Source organism: Bradyrhizobium sp. BR14999, assembly GCF_056106085.1.
On record NZ_CM148536.1, the window covers coordinates 5,229,796 to 5,250,957 of the forward strand.

General features: G+C 64.7%; 24 protein-coding genes. 14 read left to right on the top strand and 10 right to left on the bottom strand.

Translation table 11 applies throughout. The features are described 5' to 3' along the window. Positions 1 to 10 precede the first annotated feature (10 nt). Genes secF through ACR9YP_RS24395 form a run of 4 tightly spaced genes read left to right on the top strand, consistent with a single transcriptional unit; the run spans position 11 to position 3,624 of the window. Complete coding sequence (secF, locus tag ACR9YP_RS24380) at positions 11 to 1,030, top strand: protein translocase subunit SecF (protein WP_474217333.1); 1,020 nt, start codon at positions 11 to 13, stop codon at positions 1,028 to 1,030. A gap of 60 nt (positions 1,031 to 1,090) precedes the next feature. Next, positions 1,091 to 1,474, top strand: a complete 384-nt coding sequence (locus ACR9YP_RS24385) for an Mth938-like domain-containing protein (RefSeq protein WP_091885494.1) — start codon at positions 1,091 to 1,093, stop codon at positions 1,472 to 1,474. After that, on the top strand, positions 1,471 to 2,334 hold the full coding sequence (locus ACR9YP_RS24390) for a phytoene/squalene synthase family protein (protein WP_474217334.1): 864 nt from the start codon (positions 1,471 to 1,473) through the stop codon (positions 2,332 to 2,334). Before ACR9YP_RS24385 ends, ACR9YP_RS24390 begins: the two co-directional genes overlap by 4 nt. Before the next feature lie 45 nt (positions 2,335 to 2,379). After that, complete coding sequence (locus tag ACR9YP_RS24395) at positions 2,380 to 3,624, top strand: threonine ammonia-lyase (protein ID WP_474217335.1); 1,245 nt, start codon at positions 2,380 to 2,382, stop codon at positions 3,622 to 3,624. Positions 3,625 to 3,631: 7 nt separating this feature from the next. Here the strand turns inward: ACR9YP_RS24395 and ACR9YP_RS24400 are convergent, their stop codons facing one another. Then, complete coding sequence (locus ACR9YP_RS24400) at positions 3,632 to 4,810, bottom strand: aminotransferase class V-fold PLP-dependent enzyme (protein WP_474217336.1); 1,179 nt, start codon at positions 4,808 to 4,810, stop codon at positions 3,632 to 3,634. Between the two features lie 148 nt (positions 4,811 to 4,958). Here ACR9YP_RS24400 and ACR9YP_RS24405 point away from each other — a divergent pair, with 148 nt between their 5' ends. Further along, complete coding sequence (locus tag ACR9YP_RS24405) at positions 4,959 to 5,432, top strand: VOC family protein (RefSeq protein ID WP_474217337.1); 474 nt, start codon at positions 4,959 to 4,961, stop codon at positions 5,430 to 5,432. A 12-nt stretch (positions 5,433 to 5,444) separates the two neighbouring features. Here the strand turns inward: ACR9YP_RS24405 and ACR9YP_RS24410 are convergent, their stop codons facing one another. From ACR9YP_RS24410 to ACR9YP_RS24435, 6 genes are all read right to left on the bottom strand, one after another. Then, positions 5,445 to 5,996 carry a CAP domain-containing protein gene (locus tag ACR9YP_RS24410; RefSeq protein WP_176945518.1) on the bottom strand — a complete coding sequence of 184 codons (552 nt, stop codon included), beginning with the start codon at positions 5,994 to 5,996 and terminating at the stop codon, positions 5,445 to 5,447. Between the two features lie 91 nt (positions 5,997 to 6,087). Next, on the bottom strand, positions 6,088 to 7,182 hold the full coding sequence (locus ACR9YP_RS24415) for a serine/threonine protein kinase (RefSeq protein ID WP_474217338.1): 1,095 nt from the start codon (positions 7,180 to 7,182) through the stop codon (positions 6,088 to 6,090). 7 nt (positions 7,183 to 7,189) lie between these two features. Beyond that, positions 7,190 to 8,617: a methylenetetrahydrofolate--tRNA-(uracil(54)-C(5))-methyltransferase (FADH(2)-oxidizing) TrmFO gene (gene trmFO / locus ACR9YP_RS24420; RefSeq protein ID WP_474217339.1), complete on the bottom strand. Its 1,428-nt coding sequence runs from the start codon at positions 8,615 to 8,617 to the stop codon at positions 7,190 to 7,192. A 126-nt stretch (positions 8,618 to 8,743) separates the two neighbouring features. Further along, on the bottom strand, positions 8,744 to 8,896 hold the full coding sequence (locus ACR9YP_RS24425; RefSeq protein WP_007590701.1) for a DUF1127 domain-containing protein: 153 nt from the start codon (positions 8,894 to 8,896) through the stop codon (positions 8,744 to 8,746). A 403-nt stretch (positions 8,897 to 9,299) separates the two neighbouring features. Next, positions 9,300 to 10,124 carry a lytic murein transglycosylase gene (locus tag ACR9YP_RS24430; protein WP_474217340.1) on the bottom strand — a complete coding sequence of 275 codons (825 nt, stop codon included), beginning with the start codon at positions 10,122 to 10,124 and terminating at the stop codon, positions 9,300 to 9,302. Positions 10,125 to 10,250: 126 nt separating this feature from the next. Continuing rightward, positions 10,251 to 11,159 carry a DUF2189 domain-containing protein gene (locus ACR9YP_RS24435; protein ID WP_474217341.1) on the bottom strand — a complete coding sequence of 303 codons (909 nt, stop codon included), beginning with the start codon at positions 11,157 to 11,159 and terminating at the stop codon, positions 10,251 to 10,253. A gap of 333 nt (positions 11,160 to 11,492) precedes the next feature. On the opposite strand from ACR9YP_RS24435, the gene ACR9YP_RS24440 reads away from it, so the two are divergent. Next, positions 11,493 to 11,879 (top strand): DUF3597 domain-containing protein, encoded by a 387-nt coding sequence (locus ACR9YP_RS24440; RefSeq protein ID WP_176945500.1) that lies wholly within the window; start codon positions 11,493 to 11,495, stop codon positions 11,877 to 11,879. 53 nt (positions 11,880 to 11,932) lie between these two features. Here the strand turns inward: ACR9YP_RS24440 and ACR9YP_RS24445 are convergent, their stop codons facing one another. After that, a complete protein-coding gene (locus ACR9YP_RS24445) occupies positions 11,933 to 12,208 on the bottom strand; it encodes a GNAT family N-acetyltransferase (RefSeq protein WP_128933623.1) in 276 nt (91 codons plus the stop codon). 318 nt (positions 12,209 to 12,526) lie between these two features. Between ACR9YP_RS24445 and ACR9YP_RS24450 the strand changes: the two genes are divergently transcribed. After that, complete coding sequence (locus tag ACR9YP_RS24450) at positions 12,527 to 12,922, top strand: SPW repeat domain-containing protein (protein ID WP_474217342.1); 396 nt, start codon at positions 12,527 to 12,529, stop codon at positions 12,920 to 12,922. A 103-nt stretch (positions 12,923 to 13,025) separates the two neighbouring features. Here ACR9YP_RS24450 and ACR9YP_RS24455 read toward each other — a convergent pair whose 3' ends face one another. Next, complete coding sequence (locus ACR9YP_RS24455; RefSeq protein ID WP_438108201.1) at positions 13,026 to 13,385, bottom strand: hypothetical protein; 360 nt, start codon at positions 13,383 to 13,385, stop codon at positions 13,026 to 13,028. 94 nt (positions 13,386 to 13,479) lie between these two features. Between ACR9YP_RS24455 and ACR9YP_RS24460 the strand changes: the two genes are divergently transcribed. The 6 genes from ACR9YP_RS24460 (at position 13,480) to ACR9YP_RS24485 (ending at position 20,059) form a co-directional block, all read left to right on the top strand. Continuing rightward, a complete protein-coding gene (locus tag ACR9YP_RS24460) occupies positions 13,480 to 14,025 on the top strand; it encodes a hypothetical protein (protein ID WP_474217343.1) in 546 nt (181 codons plus the stop codon). A gap of 56 nt (positions 14,026 to 14,081) precedes the next feature. Next, positions 14,082 to 15,689, top strand: coding sequence for an acyl-CoA synthetase (locus tag ACR9YP_RS24465; protein ID WP_474217344.1), 1,608 nt, complete (start codon positions 14,082 to 14,084; stop codon positions 15,687 to 15,689). Positions 15,690 to 15,698: 9 nt separating this feature from the next. Further along, positions 15,699 to 16,559, top strand: coding sequence for a PCC domain-containing protein (locus ACR9YP_RS24470; RefSeq protein ID WP_474217345.1), 861 nt, complete (start codon positions 15,699 to 15,701; stop codon positions 16,557 to 16,559). Between the two features lie 141 nt (positions 16,560 to 16,700). Continuing rightward, a complete protein-coding gene (locus tag ACR9YP_RS24475) occupies positions 16,701 to 17,498 on the top strand; it encodes an AAA family ATPase (RefSeq protein WP_474217346.1) in 798 nt (265 codons plus the stop codon). A gap of 1,026 nt (positions 17,499 to 18,524) precedes the next feature. Then, positions 18,525 to 19,088: an SRPBCC family protein gene (locus ACR9YP_RS24480; RefSeq protein WP_474217347.1), complete on the top strand. Its 564-nt coding sequence runs from the start codon at positions 18,525 to 18,527 to the stop codon at positions 19,086 to 19,088. A 2-nt stretch (positions 19,089 to 19,090) separates the two neighbouring features. Then, entirely contained in the window at positions 19,091 to 20,059 is a 969-nt protein-coding gene (locus ACR9YP_RS24485) for a YVTN family beta-propeller repeat protein (protein WP_474217348.1), read from the top strand. 117 nt (positions 20,060 to 20,176) lie between these two features. Here ACR9YP_RS24485 and ACR9YP_RS24490 read toward each other — a convergent pair whose 3' ends face one another. Next, positions 20,177 to 20,842 (bottom strand): HAD family hydrolase, encoded by a 666-nt coding sequence (locus ACR9YP_RS24490; protein WP_474217349.1) that lies wholly within the window; start codon positions 20,840 to 20,842, stop codon positions 20,177 to 20,179. A gap of 70 nt (positions 20,843 to 20,912) precedes the next feature. Here ACR9YP_RS24490 and ACR9YP_RS24495 point away from each other — a divergent pair, with 70 nt between their 5' ends. Beyond that, the gene (locus ACR9YP_RS24495; RefSeq protein WP_128941125.1) at positions 20,913 to 21,134 is read left to right on the top strand and encodes a DUF433 domain-containing protein; all 222 of its coding nucleotides are present in this window, start codon (positions 20,913 to 20,915) and stop codon (positions 21,132 to 21,134) included. Positions 21,135 to 21,162: the final 28 nt, after the last annotated feature.

Genomic DNA, 21,162 nt, shown 5'->3' on the forward strand with positions numbered 1-21,162 from the left:
GAGCCTGATCGTGACCCACACCGTTCTCATCGGGCTCGGCGTCCTCATCGCCATTCTCACCGTGGTCGCGGCCCTCGGCCTCTTGCCGTCGCTGCGCATCGTTCCGGACAATACGCATTTCGACTTCACGCGGTTTCGCCGCGTCAGCTTCCCGATCTCGGCGGCGCTGTCGATCGTCGCGATCACGCTGTTCTTCACCCACGGGCTGAATTTCGGCATCGACTTCCGCGGCGGCACGCTGCTGGAGGTGCAGGCCAAGTCCGGCACCGCCGACATCGCGGCGATGCGCACGACGTTGGATTCCCTGCGTCTCGGCGAAGTCCAGCTGCAGCAGTTCGGCGGCCGCGCGGACGTCCTGATCCGCGTTGCAGAACAGCCCGGCGGCGACGCCGCGCAGCAGGAGGCCGTGCAGAAGGTCCGCGCAGCGCTCGGCGATTCCGTCGAATATCGCCGTGTCGAGGTGGTCGGCCCGCGCGTCTCCGGTGAGCTCTTGGCCTACGGCATGCTCGGCCTGATGCTCGCGATCGTGGCGATCCTGATCTATCTCTGGTTCCGTTTCGAATGGCAGTTCGCGCTCGGCGCCATGATCGCCAACGTGCACGACATCGTGCTCACGATCGGCTTCATGTCGATCAGCCAGGTCGATTTCGACCTCACCAGCATCGCCGCGCTGCTGACCATTCTCGGCTATTCGCTTAACGACACCGTCGTCATCTACGACCGTATCCGCGAAATGCTGCGGCGCTACAAGAAGATGCCGATGCCGCAGCTGCTCAACGAGTCCATCAACTCGACGCTGTCGCGCTCCATCATCACCCACGTCACGGTAACGCTGGCACTGCTCGCGCTGCTCTTGTTCGGCGGCCACGCCATCCATAGCTTCACCGCGGTGATGATGTTCGGCGTGGTGCTGGTCGGCACCTACACCTCGATCTTCATCGCGGCCCCGATCCTGATCTATCTCGGCGTCGGCGAACACCGCGAAGATGCGCCGGATACGGCTACGCCGGCGAAGAAAAACAAGGCATGATCCGAACCGCATACCCCCGCACGCGTTTGCGGGGGTAGTAAGCTCATTCGGACCTGGCTCATGGCTGGCGACCCCAACGCACCCCATTTCCCGCGCTCGGCGCCGATCGAAGCCTATGGCAAGGGCGGCTTCGCCTTCGCCGGCATGTCGCATCGAGGATCGTTGCTGTGCCTGCCCGACGCGATCTGGGCCTGGGACGTGACGGATCCAACCAAGATCGACCGCTACTCGCTCGATCGCGTGTTCACGGCCGCCAACAGCATCGACACGCTTCTGGTCGGCACTGGAACCGGGGTTTGGCTTCCGCCGCCGGAACTGCGCCAGGCCTTAAAGGCGGTGAGGGTGGTGCTGGATACGATGCAGACCGGCCCCGCCGTGCGCACCTACAACATCATGATCGGCGAGCGACGCCGCGTCGCGGCCGCGCTGATCGCGGTGCCATGAGCAGCACCGCGCCGCCCCCCGACTCGGTTGCCTTCTGCGCCGATCTCGTGCGCAGCCACGACTTTCCGCGTTACGTCGCAACGCTGTTCGTACCCGCCGCAGAGCGCCGCGCGCTGCTGGCGCTCTATGCCTTCAATGCCGAGATCGTCCGCGTCCGCGACCAGGTGAGCCAGCCCTTGCCCGGCGAGATTCGCCTTCAATGGTGGACCGACATGCTGTCAGGCCATGTCCATGGCAGCGCCGAGGGCAATCCGGTGGCGGCGGAGCTGCTCCGCGCGATCCGCGATTACGACCTGCCGGTCGAGCCGCTGTCGCTGCTCGCCGACGAGCACCAGTTCGATCTCTACAACGATCCGATGCCGACCATGGCGGCACTGGAAGGCTATCTGGCGGCGACCTCATCGGCGTTGTTTGCCCTTGCAGCCCGGATCATGGCGCCGCCGTCGGAGGCGGCCGAGCATCTCGCCCGTCATGCTGGGCTTGCCCAGGGTATCGCCCAGGTCGTTGCCAACCTGCCGCGTGATGCGGCGCACCGGCGATTATTCCTGCCGCAGCAGGTGCTGGCGAGCCACAACTGCAATATGGAGGATGTGTTCGCCGGCAAGGCGACGCCGAACCTGCGCGCCGTACTGGACCAGCTCGCGGGCGAGGCGCGGCAGCATCTGACCACGGCCTCGTCGCTGCTGCTGCAGGTGCCGCCATCCGTGCGGCTCGCGTTTTTGCCACTGAGCCAGACCGGGGCCGATCTGAAGCGCCTGTCGAAACCTGGCCGCAATCCGTTCGCGCCGCAGCCGGCCTCGCGGCTGCGCACGCTGTGGACGCTGTGGCGGGCTTCACGCTCCAGGGAATTTACCAAATAGGGGTCGGCTTATCGCCTGTGGCGGCCAAATGCTCTATGCTGGCCTATGGCTGACTTGTCCCAAAGCGCGACCTCCGATCTCGGCGACTTCCCGGTCGCACCAAGCGACATCCATGCAGCCGCCGAGACCATCCGGGGTGCCGTCGTCGAAACGCCCTGTAGCTACAGCCGGACGCTGAGCAGCATCTGCGGCTGCGACATCTGGCTGAAATTCGAGAACCTCCAGTTCACGTCCTCGTTCAAGGAACGCGGCGCCCTCAATAGGCTGACCGCGCTGACGCCGGAGGAGCGTGCGCGCGGCGTCATCGCGATGTCGGCGGGTAACCACGCGCAGGGCGTCGCCTATCACGCAAGAAGGCTCAACATTCCCGCCACCATCGTCATGCCGGTCGGCACGCCCATGGTGAAGATCGAGAACACCAGGCATCACGGCGCGGAGGTGGTGGTTACGGGCGCGACGCTGGAGGAGGCGGCCGCGTTCGCGCGGAGCCACGGTGAGGCTCGCGGCATGATCTTCGTCCATCCCTATGACGATCCGCTGGTGATCGCCGGGCAGGGTACCGTCGGACTGGAGATGCTGAAGGCGGTGCCGGAGCTCGATACGTTGGTCGTCCCGATCGGCGGCGGCGGGCTGATCAGCGGCATCGCCATTGCCGCCAAGTCGATCAAACCGTCGCTACGGATGCTCGGCGTCGAGGCCTGGCTCTATCCCTCGATGTACAATGCCATCCATGACGGGAATCTGCCGGCGCGCGGTGACACGCTCGCCGAAGGCATCGCGGTCAAATCGCCCGGCAAGATCACCACCGAAATCGTCCGCCGCCTCGTCGATGACATCGCGCTTGTGAACGAAGCCGAGCTCGAGCGTGCGGTTGCGACCCTGATCTCGATCGAGAAGACGGTGGTCGAGGGCGCCGGTGCCGCCGGCCTTGCCGCGCTGATGTCCGATCCATCTCGCTTCGCCGGCCAGAAAGTGGGCCTGGTGCTGAGCGGCGGCAACATCGATACGAGACTGATCGCCTCGGTCCTGACCCGCGAGCTGGCACGCGAGGGGCGACTGACCCAACTCTCGCTCGATATTCCTGACCGCCCCGGGCAATTGGCCGCGGTCGCGGCGCTTTTGGCCGAAGCCGGCGCCAACATCATCGAGGTCTCGCACCAGCGGACCTTCTCCGACCTGCCGGCCAAGGCGACGCTGCTGCAACTGGTCATCGAGACCCGCGACAGCGCCCATCTCGACGAGGTGATGGCAAGGCTCAGTGCATCCGGGTTGACGGCGCGCTGCGCGTGAGCGCGTCCTATCGCGGTGTTAAACCCGCGAGGTGACCGATCAGCCGATCGATCTCGGCCTTCGTATTGTAGTAGTGCGGCGAGGCGCGCACGACCGGAGGCAGCGCGCGAAGTTCTGCATCGATGCGGGTGCTCGACGGATCCGAAGCGCCGATCGTGATGCCCGCCGCAGCGGCACTGCTGACAATGGCGTCCGCTTCATATCCGTCCACCGTGAAGCTGACGATGGCGCCCGGCGCGCGGCCGAGGTCGCGTATTTGGATGCCGCGAATGGAGGCGAGGCCGCTGCGAAGACGGTCCGCAAGCAAGCGGCAGCGCTGCTCAATAGGACCAAGGCCGATCGCGAGGGCATAATCGACAGCAGCCCCCAATCCAAGCCGGGCCGCGTAGTTGTTTTCCCAGGTCTCGAAACGGCGCGCATCATCGCGGAGCTGATACTCATCGCGCGAGACCCAGGGCGCCGCGAAATGGTCGATCATCGGCGGCTCGAGCCGCTGCAGCATCGCTCGGCGGACGTAGAGAAAGCCGGTACCGCGCGGCCCGCGCAGGAATTTGCGCCCCGTGGCGGACAGCATGTCACAGCCGATCGTTTCGACATCGACCACCATCTGGCCGACCGCCTGGCAGGCATCGAGCAGATAGGGAATGCCGTGCGCTCGCGCGATCCTGCCGATCGCCGCCGCGGGATTGATCAGCCCGCCATTGGTCGGAACCCAGGTGATGGCGATGAGCTTCACGCGCTCATCGATCATGCGTTCGAACGCAGCGACATCGAGTTCGCCCGTCGAGTCGCTCGGCACGACGTCGATGATCGCGCCTGTACGCTTGGCCACCTGAAGAAACGCGACATAGTTGGCGGCGTACTCTGCCTCGGCGGTCAGGATGCGATCGCCCTGGGCAAATGGAAGCGAATAAAACGCCATCTGCCATGCAACCGTCGCGTTCTCCATGAGGGCGATCTCGTCGGGCGCGGCATTCAGCAGCCGCGCGACCGAGCCGTAGACCGTGTCGAGCCGGGCGGACTCGCGATCAGCGGCGGCATAACCTCCGATCTCGCTCTCGAGGTCGATGTGCCGCTTCATCGCTGTGGCAACGGGCGTTGGCATCAGAGCGGCCCCCGCATTGTGGAGATACGCAAGTCGGGAGGCGGCTGGTGTGTCGGTGCGTATCCGGTCGATGTCGATCAAGTGAGAGCCTCTGCGTTAGGGTTCCCTGAGTTTGGCACAACGACGCACGCGAGCAAGATCGGACAATGGATGCCGTGCCTGGAGCATGCCGATCCGGATGCTATGATGATAGAGGGCGTGATTTGGTAGTGATTTGAAAGGGCCCGCGATGGCGAAGAACACGATTTGCCTCTGGTACGACAAGGACGCCGAGGCGGCGGCCCGCTTCTACGCCGAGACGTTCCCCGCTAGCGCCGTGAGTGCCGTTCACCGCGCGCCCAGCGATTACCCGTCCGGCAAGGCCGGCGATGTGCTGACGGTCGAATTCACAGTGGCTGGCGTTGCTTGTCTCGGACTTAACGGCGGGCCCATGTTTAGACACAACGAGGCCTTCTCGTTTCAGATCGCTACCGACGATCAGGAGGAGACAGACCGTTATTGGAACGCCATCGTCGGCAATGGCGGGCAGGAAAGCGCCTGCGGCTGGTGCAAGGACAGATGGGGCGTCTCCTGGCAGATCACGCCGCGCGTATTGATCGAGGCGCTGGCGGCCGGCGGCCCTGAAGCCAAGCGCGCCTTCGACGCGATGATGGGCATGACCAAGATCGACGTCGCCGCAATCGAGGCGGCGCGGCGCGGCTGAAATTGTCAGGTCTCAGATGCAGAGGCTGAGCAGCTTGATGTGGCAGCCGCTGGACTTTGGCTTGCTCGTGGGCACGGCCTCGCGCTTCACGGCAACCAGCGGCTCCTTGTCCTTCTTTCTCTTGCCCTTCGGCTCATAATCGCCGGCGATCACCATCGCCCAATAGGTGCGCTTGCCGCTGGCATTCTTGGCGCTCGCGATGCCGACGCGGGAGGCGTTGTGCAGCAACAGGTTCTTGCGGTGTCCGGAGGAGTCGATCCACTGTCCCAGGGTCTTCTCGAAATTGTCGTAGCCGTAGGCGATGTTCTCGGCGGCACGGCCCGCGCCGGCTGGCGCCACACGGCGGTTGAACGGGCCGAGTGCGTCGTGGCTGAGATCGTCCTTCGTCGCCATCGCGCGGGCCTGGTCCATGGCGATGCGGTCAAGGGTTGAATCGCGGACGACACGGACTTCGCCGTGCTTGAGGCGGAAGCTCGAGATCAGCTCGGCGGGGGACTCGGCCATTGCGGGTGTGATGGCCAGCAGTAGAAGGCCGGCGATCACCCCGCCGACCACACGATGCATCACCGTCCCCCGAGCACCCATGACCCCCACCAACTCTGCCTTCCGACCGCTCCTCTATCGCCAATGTGGACGCTTCAAGGCGCGCCAGGCCCTAGCTCGTTGGCAGATCCGCCTCGAAATTGAAGCGGTCGCGCAGGTTCTTGCGCTGCTCGAGGATGGCCTTGAGGAAGGCGCGGTCCTGATCGTTCTTCATCATCGGCTCGATCAGGTCGAGCTGGTTCATGGCGACCAGTTGCAGGATCTCGGTGCGCGGTTTGCCGCTGGTGTCGCGGGGCAGGGCGTGCACAACCTGGATGTACTCCGGCGGCTTCGGACCCTTGGCGGCCGCAAGCTCGTTGCGCAGCTCGCCTTCGAGCACGGCCTGGTCCGCTTCGACGAAGGCATAGAGCCCGACGCCGGAGCGGCGGTCGGCAAAGGCGACGATGGCGGTGTCGCGCACGGCCGGGTTCTTGCGGATCAGTGCCGCCAGCACCGGCGCGTCGTTGACGAGCCGGCGGCCGCCACCCTCGCGATCAGTGAAGTTGAACAGGCCGCGGGTGATGGCGCGATAGACCTTCTTGCCGGTGACAAGCCACAGGCTCGCCGCGAACGATTTCTTCGCCAGGATCGTCCGCTCGCGCGGCGTCAGTGCGTCCGGTGCGTAGGAGCGCTTGTGCTTGAGCAGATGCCGGAGGTCTTCATAGGCAAGGATGCGGTAGAGCCGGCCGCGCCGCGCAAAGCAGGCCGCGAGCTGGAAGTCGGTCACATAGGCATGGCCGTCGCGTCCGACCAACCAGTTCTGTTCCTTGGCGAGATCGTTGTGGCAGATGCCGGCGCGGCGAAGCCGGCGCAGCGCGGCCTTGGCCGAGCGGAAATAGGCGAGGTCGCCATGCGGCTTGGCCAGATGCAGCGCGACGCCATCAACGAAGCCGCGCACCAGCGCGCGGCGTCCAGCCCACAGCAGCTCCGGACCGACGTTGAGGCCTTTGGCGAGCGCCAGCGCACGCTTCTCGCGGGCGAACAGATGGCGTGCCAGGAGGAACGACCACCACGGCACCTCGTCGAGCCGGCGCAGCACTGCGTCGACCTCGCCGTTCTCGCTGCGGAAGCGGCCGCGCTCGACGGTTGAGAACACGTCGCGCTTGAGCAGCACGCCCTCGGTCCAGCGCGCCGAGAGTGCCGCGGCGTCGTCTTGGGGGAGGCTCATCGAAAACTCACGCCGCGGCGGCAATGCGCAGGTGATCGGCGATCCAGCGATCGAGATCGGCGAGCGCGCGTGCGCTCATCGCCTGCTTCTTGGCCACTGTCTTCTCGTTGCCGCGCAGCCGCGTGCCGTCGGCCTTCTTGGTCGGCACGGTCGCGAGCGGCGGGAATAGGCCGAAATTGATGTTCATCGGCTGAAACGAGCGCGTGCCGGGCTCGATGGTTTCGATATGGCCGCCCGTGATGTGGCCGAGCAGCGATCCCAGCGCCGTCGTGCCGGGCGGACTCGCCAGCGTTTCGCCGCGCGCATCGGCGGCCGCGTAGAGGCCCGCGATCAGGCCGACGCTGGCGGATTCCACATAGCCCTCACAGCCCGTCATTTGGCCAGCAAAGCGCAGCCGCGGCTGCGCGCGCAGGCGCAACTGGCCATCGAGCAGCTTTGGCGAATTGAGGAAGGTGTTGCGATGCAGGCCGCCGAGGCGGGCGAAATCGGCCTTCTCCAATCCCGGAATGGTGCGGAAGATGCGCTGTTGCTCGCCGTATTTCAGCTTCGTCTGGAAGCCGACGATGTTGTAGAGCGTGCCGAGCTTGTTGTCCTGTCGCAGCTGCACGATCGCATAAGGCTTTGTGGTCGGATCGTTCGGATTGGTGAGGCCGACCGGCTTCATCGGACCGTGGCGCAGCGTCTCGAGACCGCGTTCCGCCATGACCTCGATCGGCAGGCAGCCGTCGAAATAGGGCGTGTTGGTCTCCCAGTCCTTGAACTCGGTCTTCTCGCCGGCGATCAGTGCCGCGACGAAGCCGTCATACTGCTCCTTGGTCATCGGGCAGTTGATGTAGTCGGCGCCGTTGCCGCCAGGACCGACCTTGTCGTAGCGCGACTGGAACCATGCCACCGACATGTCGATGGAGTCGCGATGCACGATCGGCGCGATCGCGTCGAAGAAGGCGAGCGCATTCTCGTCCGTCAGCTCGCGGATGGCATCAGCCAGCGGCGCAGAGGTGAGGGGGCCGGTCGCAACGATGACGTTGCTCCAGTCGGCCGGCGGCAGGCCTGCGATCTCGCCGCGTGCGATCTCGATCAGGGGATGGTCGTTGAGCGCCTTGGTGACGGCCGCGGAGAAGCCGTCGCGGTCGACGGCCAGGGCGCCGCCGGCGGGTACTTGGTTGGCATCGGCGGCGCGCATGATCAGCGAGTCGAGCCGGCGCATTTCCGCATGCAGCAGGCCGACGGCGTTGTTGGCGGCGTCGTCCGAGCGGAACGAATTGGAGCAGACGAGCTCGGCGAGCCCGTCGGTGCGGTGCGCCTCGGTCATGCGGGTCGGCCGCATTTCGTGCAGCACCACGGCCACGCCGGATTTGGCCACCTGCCAGGCGGCTTCGGAACCGGCAAGGCCGGCGCCGATCACGTGCACGATGTTGGATTGGGATCCTGTCATGGGGCGGACAGGTAGCGCTTTTCGGCGTCCAGTGGAATCGCCGAGATCGAGTTTTCTGCCACCAGATGCGACAACGCCCGCACGAGGCGGGCGCTATCGGTTCGTCCGGTGAAGGGCTGAACGATATCAGCCCTGATACTGGCCGGCGGCAACGCGCGGGATGTCCGAGCGATCGAGGCCGATATCGGCCAGTTCGCGATCACTGAGCTGGGACAGCTCAGCAACATTGCGCTGATAATCCCGGAAAGCCTGGATCATGCGGATGAGCGAGAGCAGCATTGGTAGTCTCCTGTAGTTCGATTCAGCCCTTGCCCGGGCCTCATCGTTGAAATGAATATAGGAGAGAGTGGTGCAGTGCGAAAGTTCCGATGTTGCGATGCAGCTAGGCGAAGAATGCATAGCACTCGTAACCGGCGATTAACCCGACGGCATTCCCGCTCAAGCCGCGGGCAAGACAAGCAATTTGGTGCCAATAAATTCCCGTGAATTCACGGGGTTATTGCGGATCATGCAGTTTAATACATGATGGAGTTCCTCGTACCTGCAAGGAGTTCATCCAGCGTCTGGACCCAAGTTAGATATGCACGAATCGCATGCATGACATCGGCATAAAAATGAATATTAATTCATAATAAGATTTGCCGATTCGCTTCGGAAATTGGCTGAACGGCAAAACGAGGGTTTAAGGCGCGCGGGCGAGCTGGGTGGCGAAATAGGCGACGGTCTTGGAGTAGACCTCGCTCTTGTTCCACTGCTGGAGCACCGCGAAGTTCGGACCGCCCGGCTGCCAATCCTTGCCGCGCTGCCAGCCATAGCCGGCGAGATAATTGGCAGTGGAGGCCAGCACATCCGGCGCGTTGTGCAGGAGATCGCGCTTGCCATTGCCGTCGAAATCGACCGCGTATTTCATCCAGGATGACGGCATGAACTGGGTTTGGCCGAGCTCGCCGGCCCAGGCGCCCTTCATGTCGGCGGGTGCGAGATCGCCGCGCTGGACGATGCGCAATGCATCCAACAGCTCGCCGCGAAACTGCTCGGCGCGTCGACAGTCATAGGCCAGTGTCGCCAGTGAACGGATGGTGGCGAACTTGCCAGTGTTGACGCCGAAATCGGTCTCGAGCCCCCAGATCGCGACCAGCACCTCGCCGGGCACGCCATAGGCCTGCTCGATGCGCGACAGCACCGAGCCGTATTGCTTCAACATGTTGGAGCCGCGCTGCAGGCGCGGCGGCACCATGCGTCCGGAAAACTCCTCGAAGGTCTGGGTGAAGACTTTTTGCGATCGGTCGCGGTTGAGCACGCCCTGATCGAGCGTCACACCGGCGAGCCCCGATGCGATGGCCTGTTGCGAGATGCCCTTGGCCGCAGCGTCGGTTTTGAAGTCCGCAAGCCAGGCGTCGAAATTGCCCGAGCCACAGGCAACAGCGGCGAGCGCTGGCTGGACTGACAGGATGGACGCGGAGAGGGCGAGGGCCGCAAGAGCGAGACGAGAAATCGTCGGGGTCATCAGATGAAATGGATTCCGTGAAGTGATCTGACCGGCGCGCGCAATCTCGGTTGTAACCGCGGCCAAAGCAAGGCTGTGACAGCGCGACCCTGCCCGAGCCGGGCAGGATCGCACGTCACGATATCGTCAGGCGTCCGTGTTGTTCCTCCAGGGGAAGAGGTTGGCGGGGAAGTCGGCGGCCGGCTTGCGCGGACGATGCGGCGGAGGCGGCACTGGACGTGCACCTGGATCGGACACGATCACCTTGCGGTAGAGGTGCCAGGTGGCATGGCCGAGCAGGGGGATCACCACGGCGAGGCCGAGGAACGCCGGGATCGTGCCGAGCGCCAGCAGCACCGCCACGATCAGGCCCCAGGCCGCCATCGGCGCCGGGTTCTTTGCGACGACGCGCAGCGAGGTGACCATCGCCTCGAATGCACCGGCATGACGGTCCAGCATCAAGGGGAACGACACGGCGCTGATGCAGAGCGCGGCGAGCGCGAACAGGAAGCCGGTGCCGCAGCCGACCACGATAAGCCACCAGCCCTGCTGCGTCGTCAGCACGCGCGTGATGAAATCCGAGATACCGGTCACGCCCTCATAGCCGAACGCCGCAACATAGATCGCTTGTGCGGTCGCGACCCAGGTTACGAACAGAGCGAGCAGCAGCGTGCCGAGGCCGAGCATCGCTCCGAAGGAGGGCGAGCGGAGCACCTCCATGGCGTCCCAGGCGGTGGCCTCTTCATGGCGTTCGCGCCGGCTGGAAAGCTCGTAGAGACCGAGCGCGGCGAAGGGCCCGATCAGCGCGAATCCGGCGGCCAGCGGAAACAGCAGCGGCAGCACCGAATAGCCCATCACCACGCGGGCGAGCACGAGGCCGAGCACCGGATAGATCACGCAGAGGATGATGGCGTGGCTCGGAACGGCCTTGAAGTCCTCCCAGCCGCGCTTCAGCGCGTCGTGCAGGTCGGACAGTCGGATGGTTCGGATCACCGGTCCGGCCGCTTCCGCGGTCCGGGCCATGCTGGGGACATTGCCCTGGTAGAGTGTGGCCATGGTCGGTTGCTCCCTTGCCATGCGGTCGATCTCGCGCCGGCAACGGCGCAAGTGGTCGCCTTCTTTGAACGATCGCGATTCCGACCAGACGCGAATTCCGGATGGCATCGCGAGCTGAACGGCAAGCGTACTCCCAATTCCGAGTCCTGTCCCTCACGCTTGGGCGAATTTCGATGACGCAGTGCAAACCTCGCCGATGTCATTCGGTCGTCATTTCGCCGCAGATAAGCTGATGCTGCGTGCTGCTTCGCAGAACTTCGCGGGCGTAACGCACGAACATCGTCTATAGTGCCACTCAAGGCCCTTCCAACGGATCCTTTTCGGGGAGCAGACATGAGCATTTTCGGGAAAATCATGAGCGCGATCTTCGGCAGCCAGCCGGCTGCTGTCGCGCCTGGCGGCAGCGCGCCCGCAGGGGCCGCACCGGGCACATCGGCGCCGGCTGCCGCGCCCATGGCAGCCGTCGACGTCGCCGCGATCGTCGACAAGGCGGTGGCTGCGCACAAGGGCGAGAAGCTAGAATGGCGCACCTCCATCGTCGATCTCATGAAGGCGCTCGACATCGATTCCAGCCTTGCTGCGCGCAAGGATCTCGCCAAGGAGCTGGGCTACACCGGCGATATGAACGACTCGGCGAGCATGAACGTCTGGCTGCACAAGCAGGTGATGTCCAAGCTCGCCGCTAATGGCGGCAAGCTGCCGCCGGAGATCAAGCACTGACCGATCGCTCGGTCGTAGCGCAAGGGCCCGCGATCTCGCGGGCCCTTTTGCGTTCAGGCGAGGAGATCCGCATCTTCCGGATGCCTGTCGAGATAGTCGACGACGAAGCCACAGCCGGCGATCACCTTCTTGCCGTCGCGGCGGATCAAGTCCAGCGCGCCCTTGACCAGTTCGGACCCGATACCGCGGCCGCGCAGGGCGCGCGGGGTTTCGGTATGGGTGATGATCACGGCCGACGGCGTCAGCCGGTAATTGGCGAAGGCGATGCCGCCGCCGACATCGAGCTCGAAGCGGCTCCTGTCCTTGTTGTCGCGTACCGAAGCCGCCATGCGGGACCCTTCCAAAGTGCAGATTGCGTCCTGATCTAGGAGGCTGAGCCCGCCTTTGCCAAGGTGAGACCAAGGGAGATTGCCGCAGGGGAGATATCTGCAAACGCGCGTCCTTGCGGCCGCAGTGCAGTATGGAAGTCTCGCTGTGCGAGCATGATGCAGCGAGTGCAAATAATCCTCGGTATTGCCCTTGCAAGCCTCACGGCGGTTCCCACGTCCTTGAGAGGACATACGCCCGAATGCGGCCGGCAGGGTCGCTAGACATTCGGAGTGTCATGATTGCCAGCCGCAGACGTATGCCTCTTGTAGGAGGGTACGATGTCGGATTTTGGTTTCTTGGGTACTCATCGAACATGGGAAGATTGGTGCGGGATGCTGCTCGGCGCGCTGATCGTGGCTTCGCCGTGGTTTCCCATCCAGGATCAGCCGGTCACCGGACACGAAACGATGATCCTGAATGCCGTCGCGGTCGGTCTGGTCGTGTTTGGCATCAGCCAGCTCGAATATGTTGCCTTGCAGCGCTGGCAAGAGGTGACGACGATCCTGGTCGGACTTTGGCTCATCGCCTCGCCTTACGTGATCGGCTATTCCGCTGAAGGCTTTCTCCGCATCTACCACACGAGCCTCGGTGCGGTGGTGGTGCTGCTCGGCGTACTGCAGTTGTGGCAGGACTGGGATCTGAATGACCAGGACATGCTCAGGCACGGACAATAGGCCGTAGATATCGGCAGGCCCGCCGGCCGGCGGGCCTGTGTCCTTAGCTCGTGACGAGACCTGAGTAGTCCGGACGCCGCTCGATCCGCGAGGACGGTTCGGTTCAATCGGCGGCTTTGGCGAGCCTGGAATCTTCGGGCTGCGGCTGCGGGCCGAGGCAACCCTGACAGATGACCAGGGAGCGATTGACCCTGGCGTCCTGCTCGGCGTCGGTGCCGTCCTGCGCCTGCCACCATTCCTTCGAAGAGGGCTGAAGTCCGGCGTGCGATCGGTCGTGCTCGGATCGGGCTGCGGTGCGCGCAGGTCCGGACGCTGCGTGCGGCCGGTTGGGATCTTCGCCGGCGCCGTCCCAGGCATAGCGCGCGGGCTTGAAGGCGGGATCTGAGGCCAGATGCGCTTGCGGGGCCACGGCACATCCGGCAAGCGCCAGCGTAAGCAGGAGGACGGCGGGCGCTTTGACCATGATGTGACACTCTGAACGCAAGAACTGAGCGAGGTTGCGCCGATCATGTTTAAAATTCCCTGAACGATTGCGCCCGCGCCGGCGACAGAGGCGTATGCGCTATCTGATCCTCCTGCTCGCTCTCTTCGGCCCCGCCGCGCGCGCCGAGGACGCAAGACCCTTCAATCCGTCCGACTATCCGCCCGGCGTGCAGAAGGCGCTGCGCTACGCCAATGAGGAATGCGACAGCCAGGATGGTGGCGCCGTGACCTTCGCGCCGGACACGGTCCGCAAGATCGACCTGACCGGCGACGGCCGTGACGACTACATCGTCGATTTCAGCGGCACCAAATGCGGCGAGCGCGAGACCACCTATTGCGGAACCGGCGGCTGCACCATGAACATCCTGGTGGCGTTGCCGGGTGGGGATGTGCGTCTCGTCTTCGACGGTCGCGCCCGCAGCTACGAGATCAAGCCGAAATCGACCAGGCACGGCCCCTCGCGCGTCATCCGCTTCGATCTGCATGGCAGCTATTGCGGCGGCTTTGGTGCGCAGACCTCGTCAAGGAGAGGGCCATCACGACGAAGCCGTTTGCCTTCAGGGAGCCGTAGGGCAGGTACGCGGCCGGCGGCCTTGCGGGGGCGCGTTCGGTCGCGATAAATGGACTGCAATGAGCGGGTGGCTCGCGTGCCTTCCGCCGTCGAAGAGGAAACCCGATGCAGCCCCTGCGCATGTCCCGCCGCGTCATGAATCTCGCTTACATGTTGACCCAGAATGCGCGGCGGCATGGATCGCGACCTGGCTTTGTCTGGGGTGACAAGTCCTGGACCTGGCGCGAGATCGATGCACAGGTCTCGGCGCTGGCGGCCGCGCTCGCCGCACGCGGCATCACCAAGGGTGACCGCATCCTCGTCCATTCCAAGAATGGCGACGAGATGTTCTTTTCGATGTTCGCCGCGTTCCGGCTCGGTGCGGTCTGGGTCCCCACCAATTTCCGCCTGATGCCGGATGAGGTCGGCTATCTCGCGCAGGCCTCGGGCGCCAAGGCGTTTCTGTGCCACATCGATTTTCCCGAGCACGCTGCGGCCGTGAGCGGCGGTGCGCTGGAATTCACCTGGAGTATCGAAGGCAAGGCCGCGTTCGGCGAGTGCTCGGTGGCTGACGCGATCGTCTCGCAAGCCGGCGCTGCCGTGGAGAACGTCGCGGTCGAGCACGACGATCCCTGCTGGTTCTTCTTCACCTCCGGCACCACTGGCCGCTCCAAGGCCGCCGTGCTGACCCACGGCCAGATGGGATTCGTCGTCACCAATCATCTCGCCGATCTGACGCCCGGCACGACGGAGCAGGATGCCTCGCTGGTGGTGGCGCCGCTGTCGCACGGTGCCGGCGTGCATCAGCTGATGCAGACCGCGCGCGGTGCACGCACCGTGCTGCTGCCGACCGAAAAATTCGACATCAACGAGGCGTTCCGCCTGATCGAGGCGCATCGCGTCAGCAATCTCTTCACGGTGCCGACCATCCTGAAGATGATGGTCGAGCATCCCGCCGCCGACAAATACGATCATTCCTCGCTGCGCCACGTCATCTATGCCGGCGCGCCGATGTATCGCGAGGACCAGAAGGCGGCGCTGAAGAAGCTCGGCAAGGTGATCGTGCAGTATTTTGGCCTTGGCGAAGTCACCGGCAACATCACGGTGTTGCCGGCCGCGCTGCACGATTCCGAGGACGGCCCGCATACGAAGACCGGCACCTGCGGCTTCGAGCGCACCGGCATGCAGGTCTCGATTCAGGACGACGACGGCCGCGAGCTTGCCGCCAACCAGAGCGGCGAGATCTGCGTGATCGGGCCTGCGGTGTTCGCCGGCTATTACGACAACCCTGAAGCCAATGCGAAGGCATTCCGCAACGGCTGGTTCCGCACCGGCGATCTCGGTCACATGGACGAGGAGGGTTTTGTCTACATCACGGGACGGGCCTCCGACATGTACATCTCCGGCGGCTCCAACATCTATCCGCGCGAGATCGAGGAGAAGATCTTGACGCATCCGGCCGTCGGCGAGGTTGCCGTGCTCGGCGTGCCCGATGCGACCTGGGGTGAGGTCGGCGTTGCCGTCTGCGTCGCGCGCGCGGGCGCGACGCCGGTGAGTGAAGCGGAGATGGCGGCGTTCCTCGCGCCGAAGGTGCCGCGCTACAAGATGCCGAAGCGCTTCTTCTTCTGGGAGGCGCTGCCGAAATCCGGCTACGGCAAGATTCCAAAGCGCATGGTGCGTGATGAGCTCGAGGCGCGAGGCCTGCTCGATCTCGACAAGACGAAGGCAGGCTGAGCGGGCGTCATGCGCAGCATCAAGCAGCCGGGCGCACCTGGCGCAGAACGCATCCAATGGGTGGAGGCGAGGGGACGCGCCTTCGCGTTCACGCTTGAAGCCGGCCTGCCGCTGCTGGAAGCCGCGCGCCGCGGTTTTGCCGCGGAGGGTTTTGCCGGCGGCGTGCTCAATTTTGGTGCTGGCGCGCTGGGGCCGTTCGCCTATGTGATGCCGGCGCTGTCGAAGACCGGCGAGAACGCTGCGTTCTACAGCGATACGTTCCGGCCCAAGGGCGTGACGCGCACGAAGCTCGGCAGCATGACGCTGGGCATGCGTGACGGCGCGCCGTTCTTTCATTGCCACGGGCTGTGGACCGAGGCCGATGGCCGCGCCAGCGGCGGCCACATGCTGCCGGACGAGACTGTTGTCGCCGAGCCGTTCGCCGTCGAAGCGTTCGGTCTCGATGGTGCGATGTTCACGGCCGAGCCTGATCCGGAGACCAATTTCAAGCTGTTCGGGCCGGTGGCGGCTGCGAGCACCGGTGCGCGGGCCACGAGCCAAGCGTTTGCGATGCGGCTGCGGCCGAACCAGGATTTTGCCGGTTGCCTCGAAGCATTCTGCCGCGCGCACGGCATTGCCCGCGCCAAGCTCCACGGCGGCGTCGGCTCCACCATCGGCGCGCGCTTCACCCATGGCGGCATAACCGAGCCGTTCGCCACTGAGCTGGCAATAACGTCCGGCGCGATCGAGCCCGGTTCGTCCGGCGCGCTCGAAGCCGCACTCGACGTCGCCCTGATCGACTACACCGGCGGCCTCGCCGAGGGCCGCCTGGTGCGCGGCGACAATCCCGTGCTGATGACCATGGAGCTGGTACTGGTGCCCATGGGCTAATCCTTGGGCTGATGCTTTGGCTGATCCTTGGGCTAAGGCACGACCGAAGCTTGCGACCTTCCGCAGATGCCACTTCCATGCAGCTTGTGTTCCTGGTATGTTCCTTTGAAGCTTTCGGCGGGGAAGGAGCGGGGCAGGGGCATGAGCCGGACACGACGTCGACAGACCACACTGCGCGCGCCCTATCTCAGGCGTGTCTGGCTCGATCGCTCGCGGGTCGAGGACTGGGAGGCTTATCCGTTCTGCCTTCCCGTCTTCAGGGATGAGTTCGATCGCAGCTTCGAGTCCGCTGTCACGATCATCGTCGGCGAGAACGGAACCGGGAAGTCGACCATTCTCGAAGGCATCGCGGGGATGGCCGGCTTTGCCAGCACCGGCGGCCGCAAGGGCTTTCAGGAGATCGACGGCGGCGGCATCGAAATCACCGGCGAAGAGCTGTCGTCTGCCTTGCGGGCCGCGTGGGTGCCGAAGGTGACCGACGGCTGGTTCTTCCGGGCGGAGACATTCTTTTCGGTTGCGCGCTATCTCGACCGCTCGGCCGTGAGCGCCGCGCAAGCCATGGAAGGCGTGTTTGGTGCAAGCGTTCAGGAGGCGCCAGACTATCTCTCCTTTTCCCATGGCGAGGGCTTTCTGGTCTTCTTCGAGGAGCGCTGCCAGAAGCAGGGCATCTACATTTTCGATGAGCCGGAATCGGCGCTGTCGCCGGCGCGGCAAATGGACTTCCTCAAGCTCCTGCATCGCATGGATCTCTCCGGCAATTGCCAGGTGATCATGGCAACCCACGCGCCTCTGCTGATGGCCTATCCCAACGCGCAGCCGCTGCGGCTGGGAAAATATGGACTTGAGCCTGTTACGGTGGAGCAGACCGATCATTATCGGGTCATGCGTGAATTTTGCGACGATCCGCACGGGTTCGTGGAGGCGACGCTGGGGGAATAATTGACGGCAATCGCCACTCTCGCCGTCGTCATTGCGAGCGAAGCGAAGCAATCCAGAGTCTTTCCACGGTGGCAGACGGGATTGCTTCGCTCGCAATGACGGAGAGGAAGGCAACAGCGCACCTACTCTCGTGTCCCGGACAAGCTGCAACGCGTGAGCGTTGCGGCGCAGAGCCGGGACCCAGGAGGCCGTGCGGTGCGCTGCTGCGTGGGCCCCGGCTCTGCAGCGCATCGCCGAAGAGGCGCTGCGCTGCGTCCGGGGCACGAGAGCGGAATTCATCTGTTCGAATCTAAATCGCACACACGGTTTCCCGTTCTCGCGGCACCTCGTGCCCGAGCTTTGCGTTGGTCGTCGCCCTCGAAGATGCCGAGGGCGCAGGGAAGGCCGGGCGCCGGCTGGCACCCGCGGTCCGCTGTGCGCAAATGCACTGGAAACAAATGCACAGCGGCATACAGGGCAGCCTGGACATCCCGGCCTTTCCTGCGCAGTGGTTTTACGGCTTATGTCGTGATCTCCCCGGGGGGCGATGCACTATTGCCCCCGTCGCCTTGCGGATGGCTGATGTTGCGGGCCCGGTCGGGCCGCATGCATCACCGCAACACTTGGCGCACAGACCCCGGGCGCCAGGACCACACGATTTTGCCGTACGCAGGCCTGCACCCGTCGTGTGCGCGCGGCGTTCGCTCACGGAGTGACCCGCCCTGCAAACCACCTGCGCGCGGTGCTGCCCGCGTCCACCACATCCCATCCCGCGTTCGTGACGATCGCGATCCGCCCCTCGGCCCGGGTTGGGGTGACCGAAACATGCGATAATTCCGAATTCGAATAAAGCGAATTGTTTTGATCTGGACGCATTGACCCTGGCCTCGTGTGTTTTGCCCGTCGGGCAACGCAAGGGATGGTGTGGATACGGGCACCGACGCTTGCCACAGCCGCGCCACGAACAGGTCTCCCCATGGTCCAAATATGCGCTACGATGATCTCAGCGCGCCTCAAGTCGCGCAGATTGATGAATGAGGAAACGGTATGAGGATGACGATGGGAACGGCGATCGCCGGGGTGGCGGCGCTGGCGGTGGTGGGGACGGCTCTGACGGCGGCTTTTGAGCCGGTCTGGGCTCATGGGCCGACCCGGCAGAAGGTGCGGGAATCGATCGAGATCAGCGCGCCACCGGCCAAGGTCTGGGCCGCGATCGGCAATTTCCAGGACATGAGCTGGCTCCCGCCCGTCACCAAGACCGAGGGTCAGAAGGGCAACGAGATCGGCGCGACGCGGACGCTGACCCTGACGGGCGGACCGACGGTCGAGGAGGAGCTCTACAAATACGAGCCCGAGATGCAGAGTTATTCGTACCGGATCACCAAGGTCGACGTGAAGGTGCTGCCGGTGACCAATTATTCCTCGACCTTGACGGTGTCGCCCGCGCCGGATGGCAAGGCGAAGCTGGAATGGGCCGGCGCGTTCTATCGTGGCTATCCCAACAACGATCCGCCACCGGAGCTGAGCGACGAGGCCGCGGTGAAGGCGGTGAGCGGGCTGTACAAGGCCGGGCTCGAGGCGCTCAAGAAGAAGATCGAGAGCGGTAGCTGATCGTGCGAGCGCTGGTCCTGGCGGCCTTGGCCGCCAGCCTTTGCGCTGCCAGTCTCGGTATAGCGGGGCCTGGCAGCGCGTCCGCCGAAGAGGCGTTCGTCACCAACCAGCTCAGTGACGATCTGATGGTCGTGGATCTCGCCACTGCGCGCAGCGTTGCGACCATCCCGATCGGCGGCAAGCCGGCGGGCGTCGCCGTCAGTGCGGACGGACGCTTTGCCTATGTGACGAGCCCCGATGCGAAGGCAGTGACTGTGGTGGACGCGGCCGCGCGGCAGGTTGCGGGGCGGATCGAGGTCGGCGGCGGGCCGCTCGGCATTGCCGTCGGGCCCGATGGCCGCACCGTCTATGTCGCCGACTGGTATGCCGCCGCGGTGCGGGTGATCGATACGGCTTCGCGTAGCGTCACGGCCAGCATCGCGGTCGGCGCTTCGCCATCGGGCCTTGCGGTGACGCCGGACGGCAAGCTGCTGCTCTCGGCCGACCGCGACGACGACAGCGTCTCGGTGGTGGACACCGCGACGCGTCAGCGCAAAGCAATGATCAAGGTCGGCACGCGTCCGTTCGGCGTCACCATCGATGCCGATGGCAAGCGCGCCTACACCGCCAATGTCGGCTCCGACGATGTCTCCGTGATCGACATCGCCGAAGGCCGCGAGATCGGCCGCGTGCCCGTCGGGATGCGGCCCTATGCGGTGGCGCTGACGCTGGGGCGCGGCTTCGTCACCGACCAGTATGGCGGCACCGTCAGCGTGTTCGATCTGGCGACGCTTAAGCCGATCAAGCGCATCAATGTCGGCGATTATCCCGAAGGCATCGCCGCCACCGCCGACGGCAAGCGCATCATCGTCGCGTGCTGGGAGAGCAACGTGCTCGATATCATCGATGCCACTGATCTGAAGGTGATCGGCGAGGTCAAGACCGGCGATGGCCCACGGGCGTTCGGGGCGTTCTTGCGGAGGACGGAGTAGGGGATTGCGTAGGGGCGGTTAGCCGGACCACGCGCGAGATGTGGAAGGCGTAACCCACCAAGCCGCGAGCAACGGTGATCGGAAGACGCACAGCGGTGGGTTACGCGAGCAGATGCGCTACGCATCTGCAGGGCTAACCCACCCTACGATTCCGCGATCTCGGCACAACACATCCGCAATCTCGTCCATCCGTTCGAACGTGTAATCCGGCTTCAGCGCCCGCAGCGCCGCCGGCGCCGCATAGCCCCAGTACACCGCGCCGCAGGCAATGCCGACGGTGCGCGCCGCCTCGATGTCGCGGACCTCGTCGCCGATCGCGATGACCTGGCTCGGCTCGACGCCGGCGCGGCGGATGACTCGACGGAATTTCGCGGGCTTGCCGAACAGCGAGGCCGCGCAGTCGAAATGCGAAAACAGCGCGGCGGCCTCGCCAAGCTTCTCGCGCGCATTGGCCTCGCTGTCGGATGTCACCAGCGCGAGCTGCACGCCGTTGTCCGCCAGCGCCCGCAGCATGGTCTCGACGCCCGCAAACAGCGCAATCTCGCTAGCTGCCTCCGCCTTCAACCGCCGCGCATGCCGCGCGATCGCCGGCAGCTTCCACACGGGCACTTCGAGCCGGGAGAGGATCTCGCGGCTCGACGCATGCCGCAGCTCTTCGATGTCTTCATCCGCGACACGGCGAAAGCCGAAGCGATCGGCGACGTCGTTGATGGTGCGCAGGAACCACGGAAAGCTGTCGGCCAGGGTGCCGTCGAGGTCGAAGATGGCGAGGGAGTAGGGCATTGTGGGTTCTGGAGTTCGCTGACAGGCAAGATGTGACGTGCTATCATTCGGCAAAATTTCGAGGACAGCCATGCGGCACGAGCGAATTGAAATCAACCCGGCGGTCATGGACGGCAAGCCCGTGATCCGCGGGACGCGTGTGCCGGTCGAACTGGTGTTGCGCGAGCTGGGTGCGGGTATGACCACTGAGGCCATCATCGCGGAGCACCCGCGGCTTACGCCTGATGATATCCGGGCGGCCCAGGCGTTCGCAGCCGACTATTTGGCTGACGAAGACATCATTTATCGCTGAACCGTGCTCGGCTCGCGGACGAGTGCGT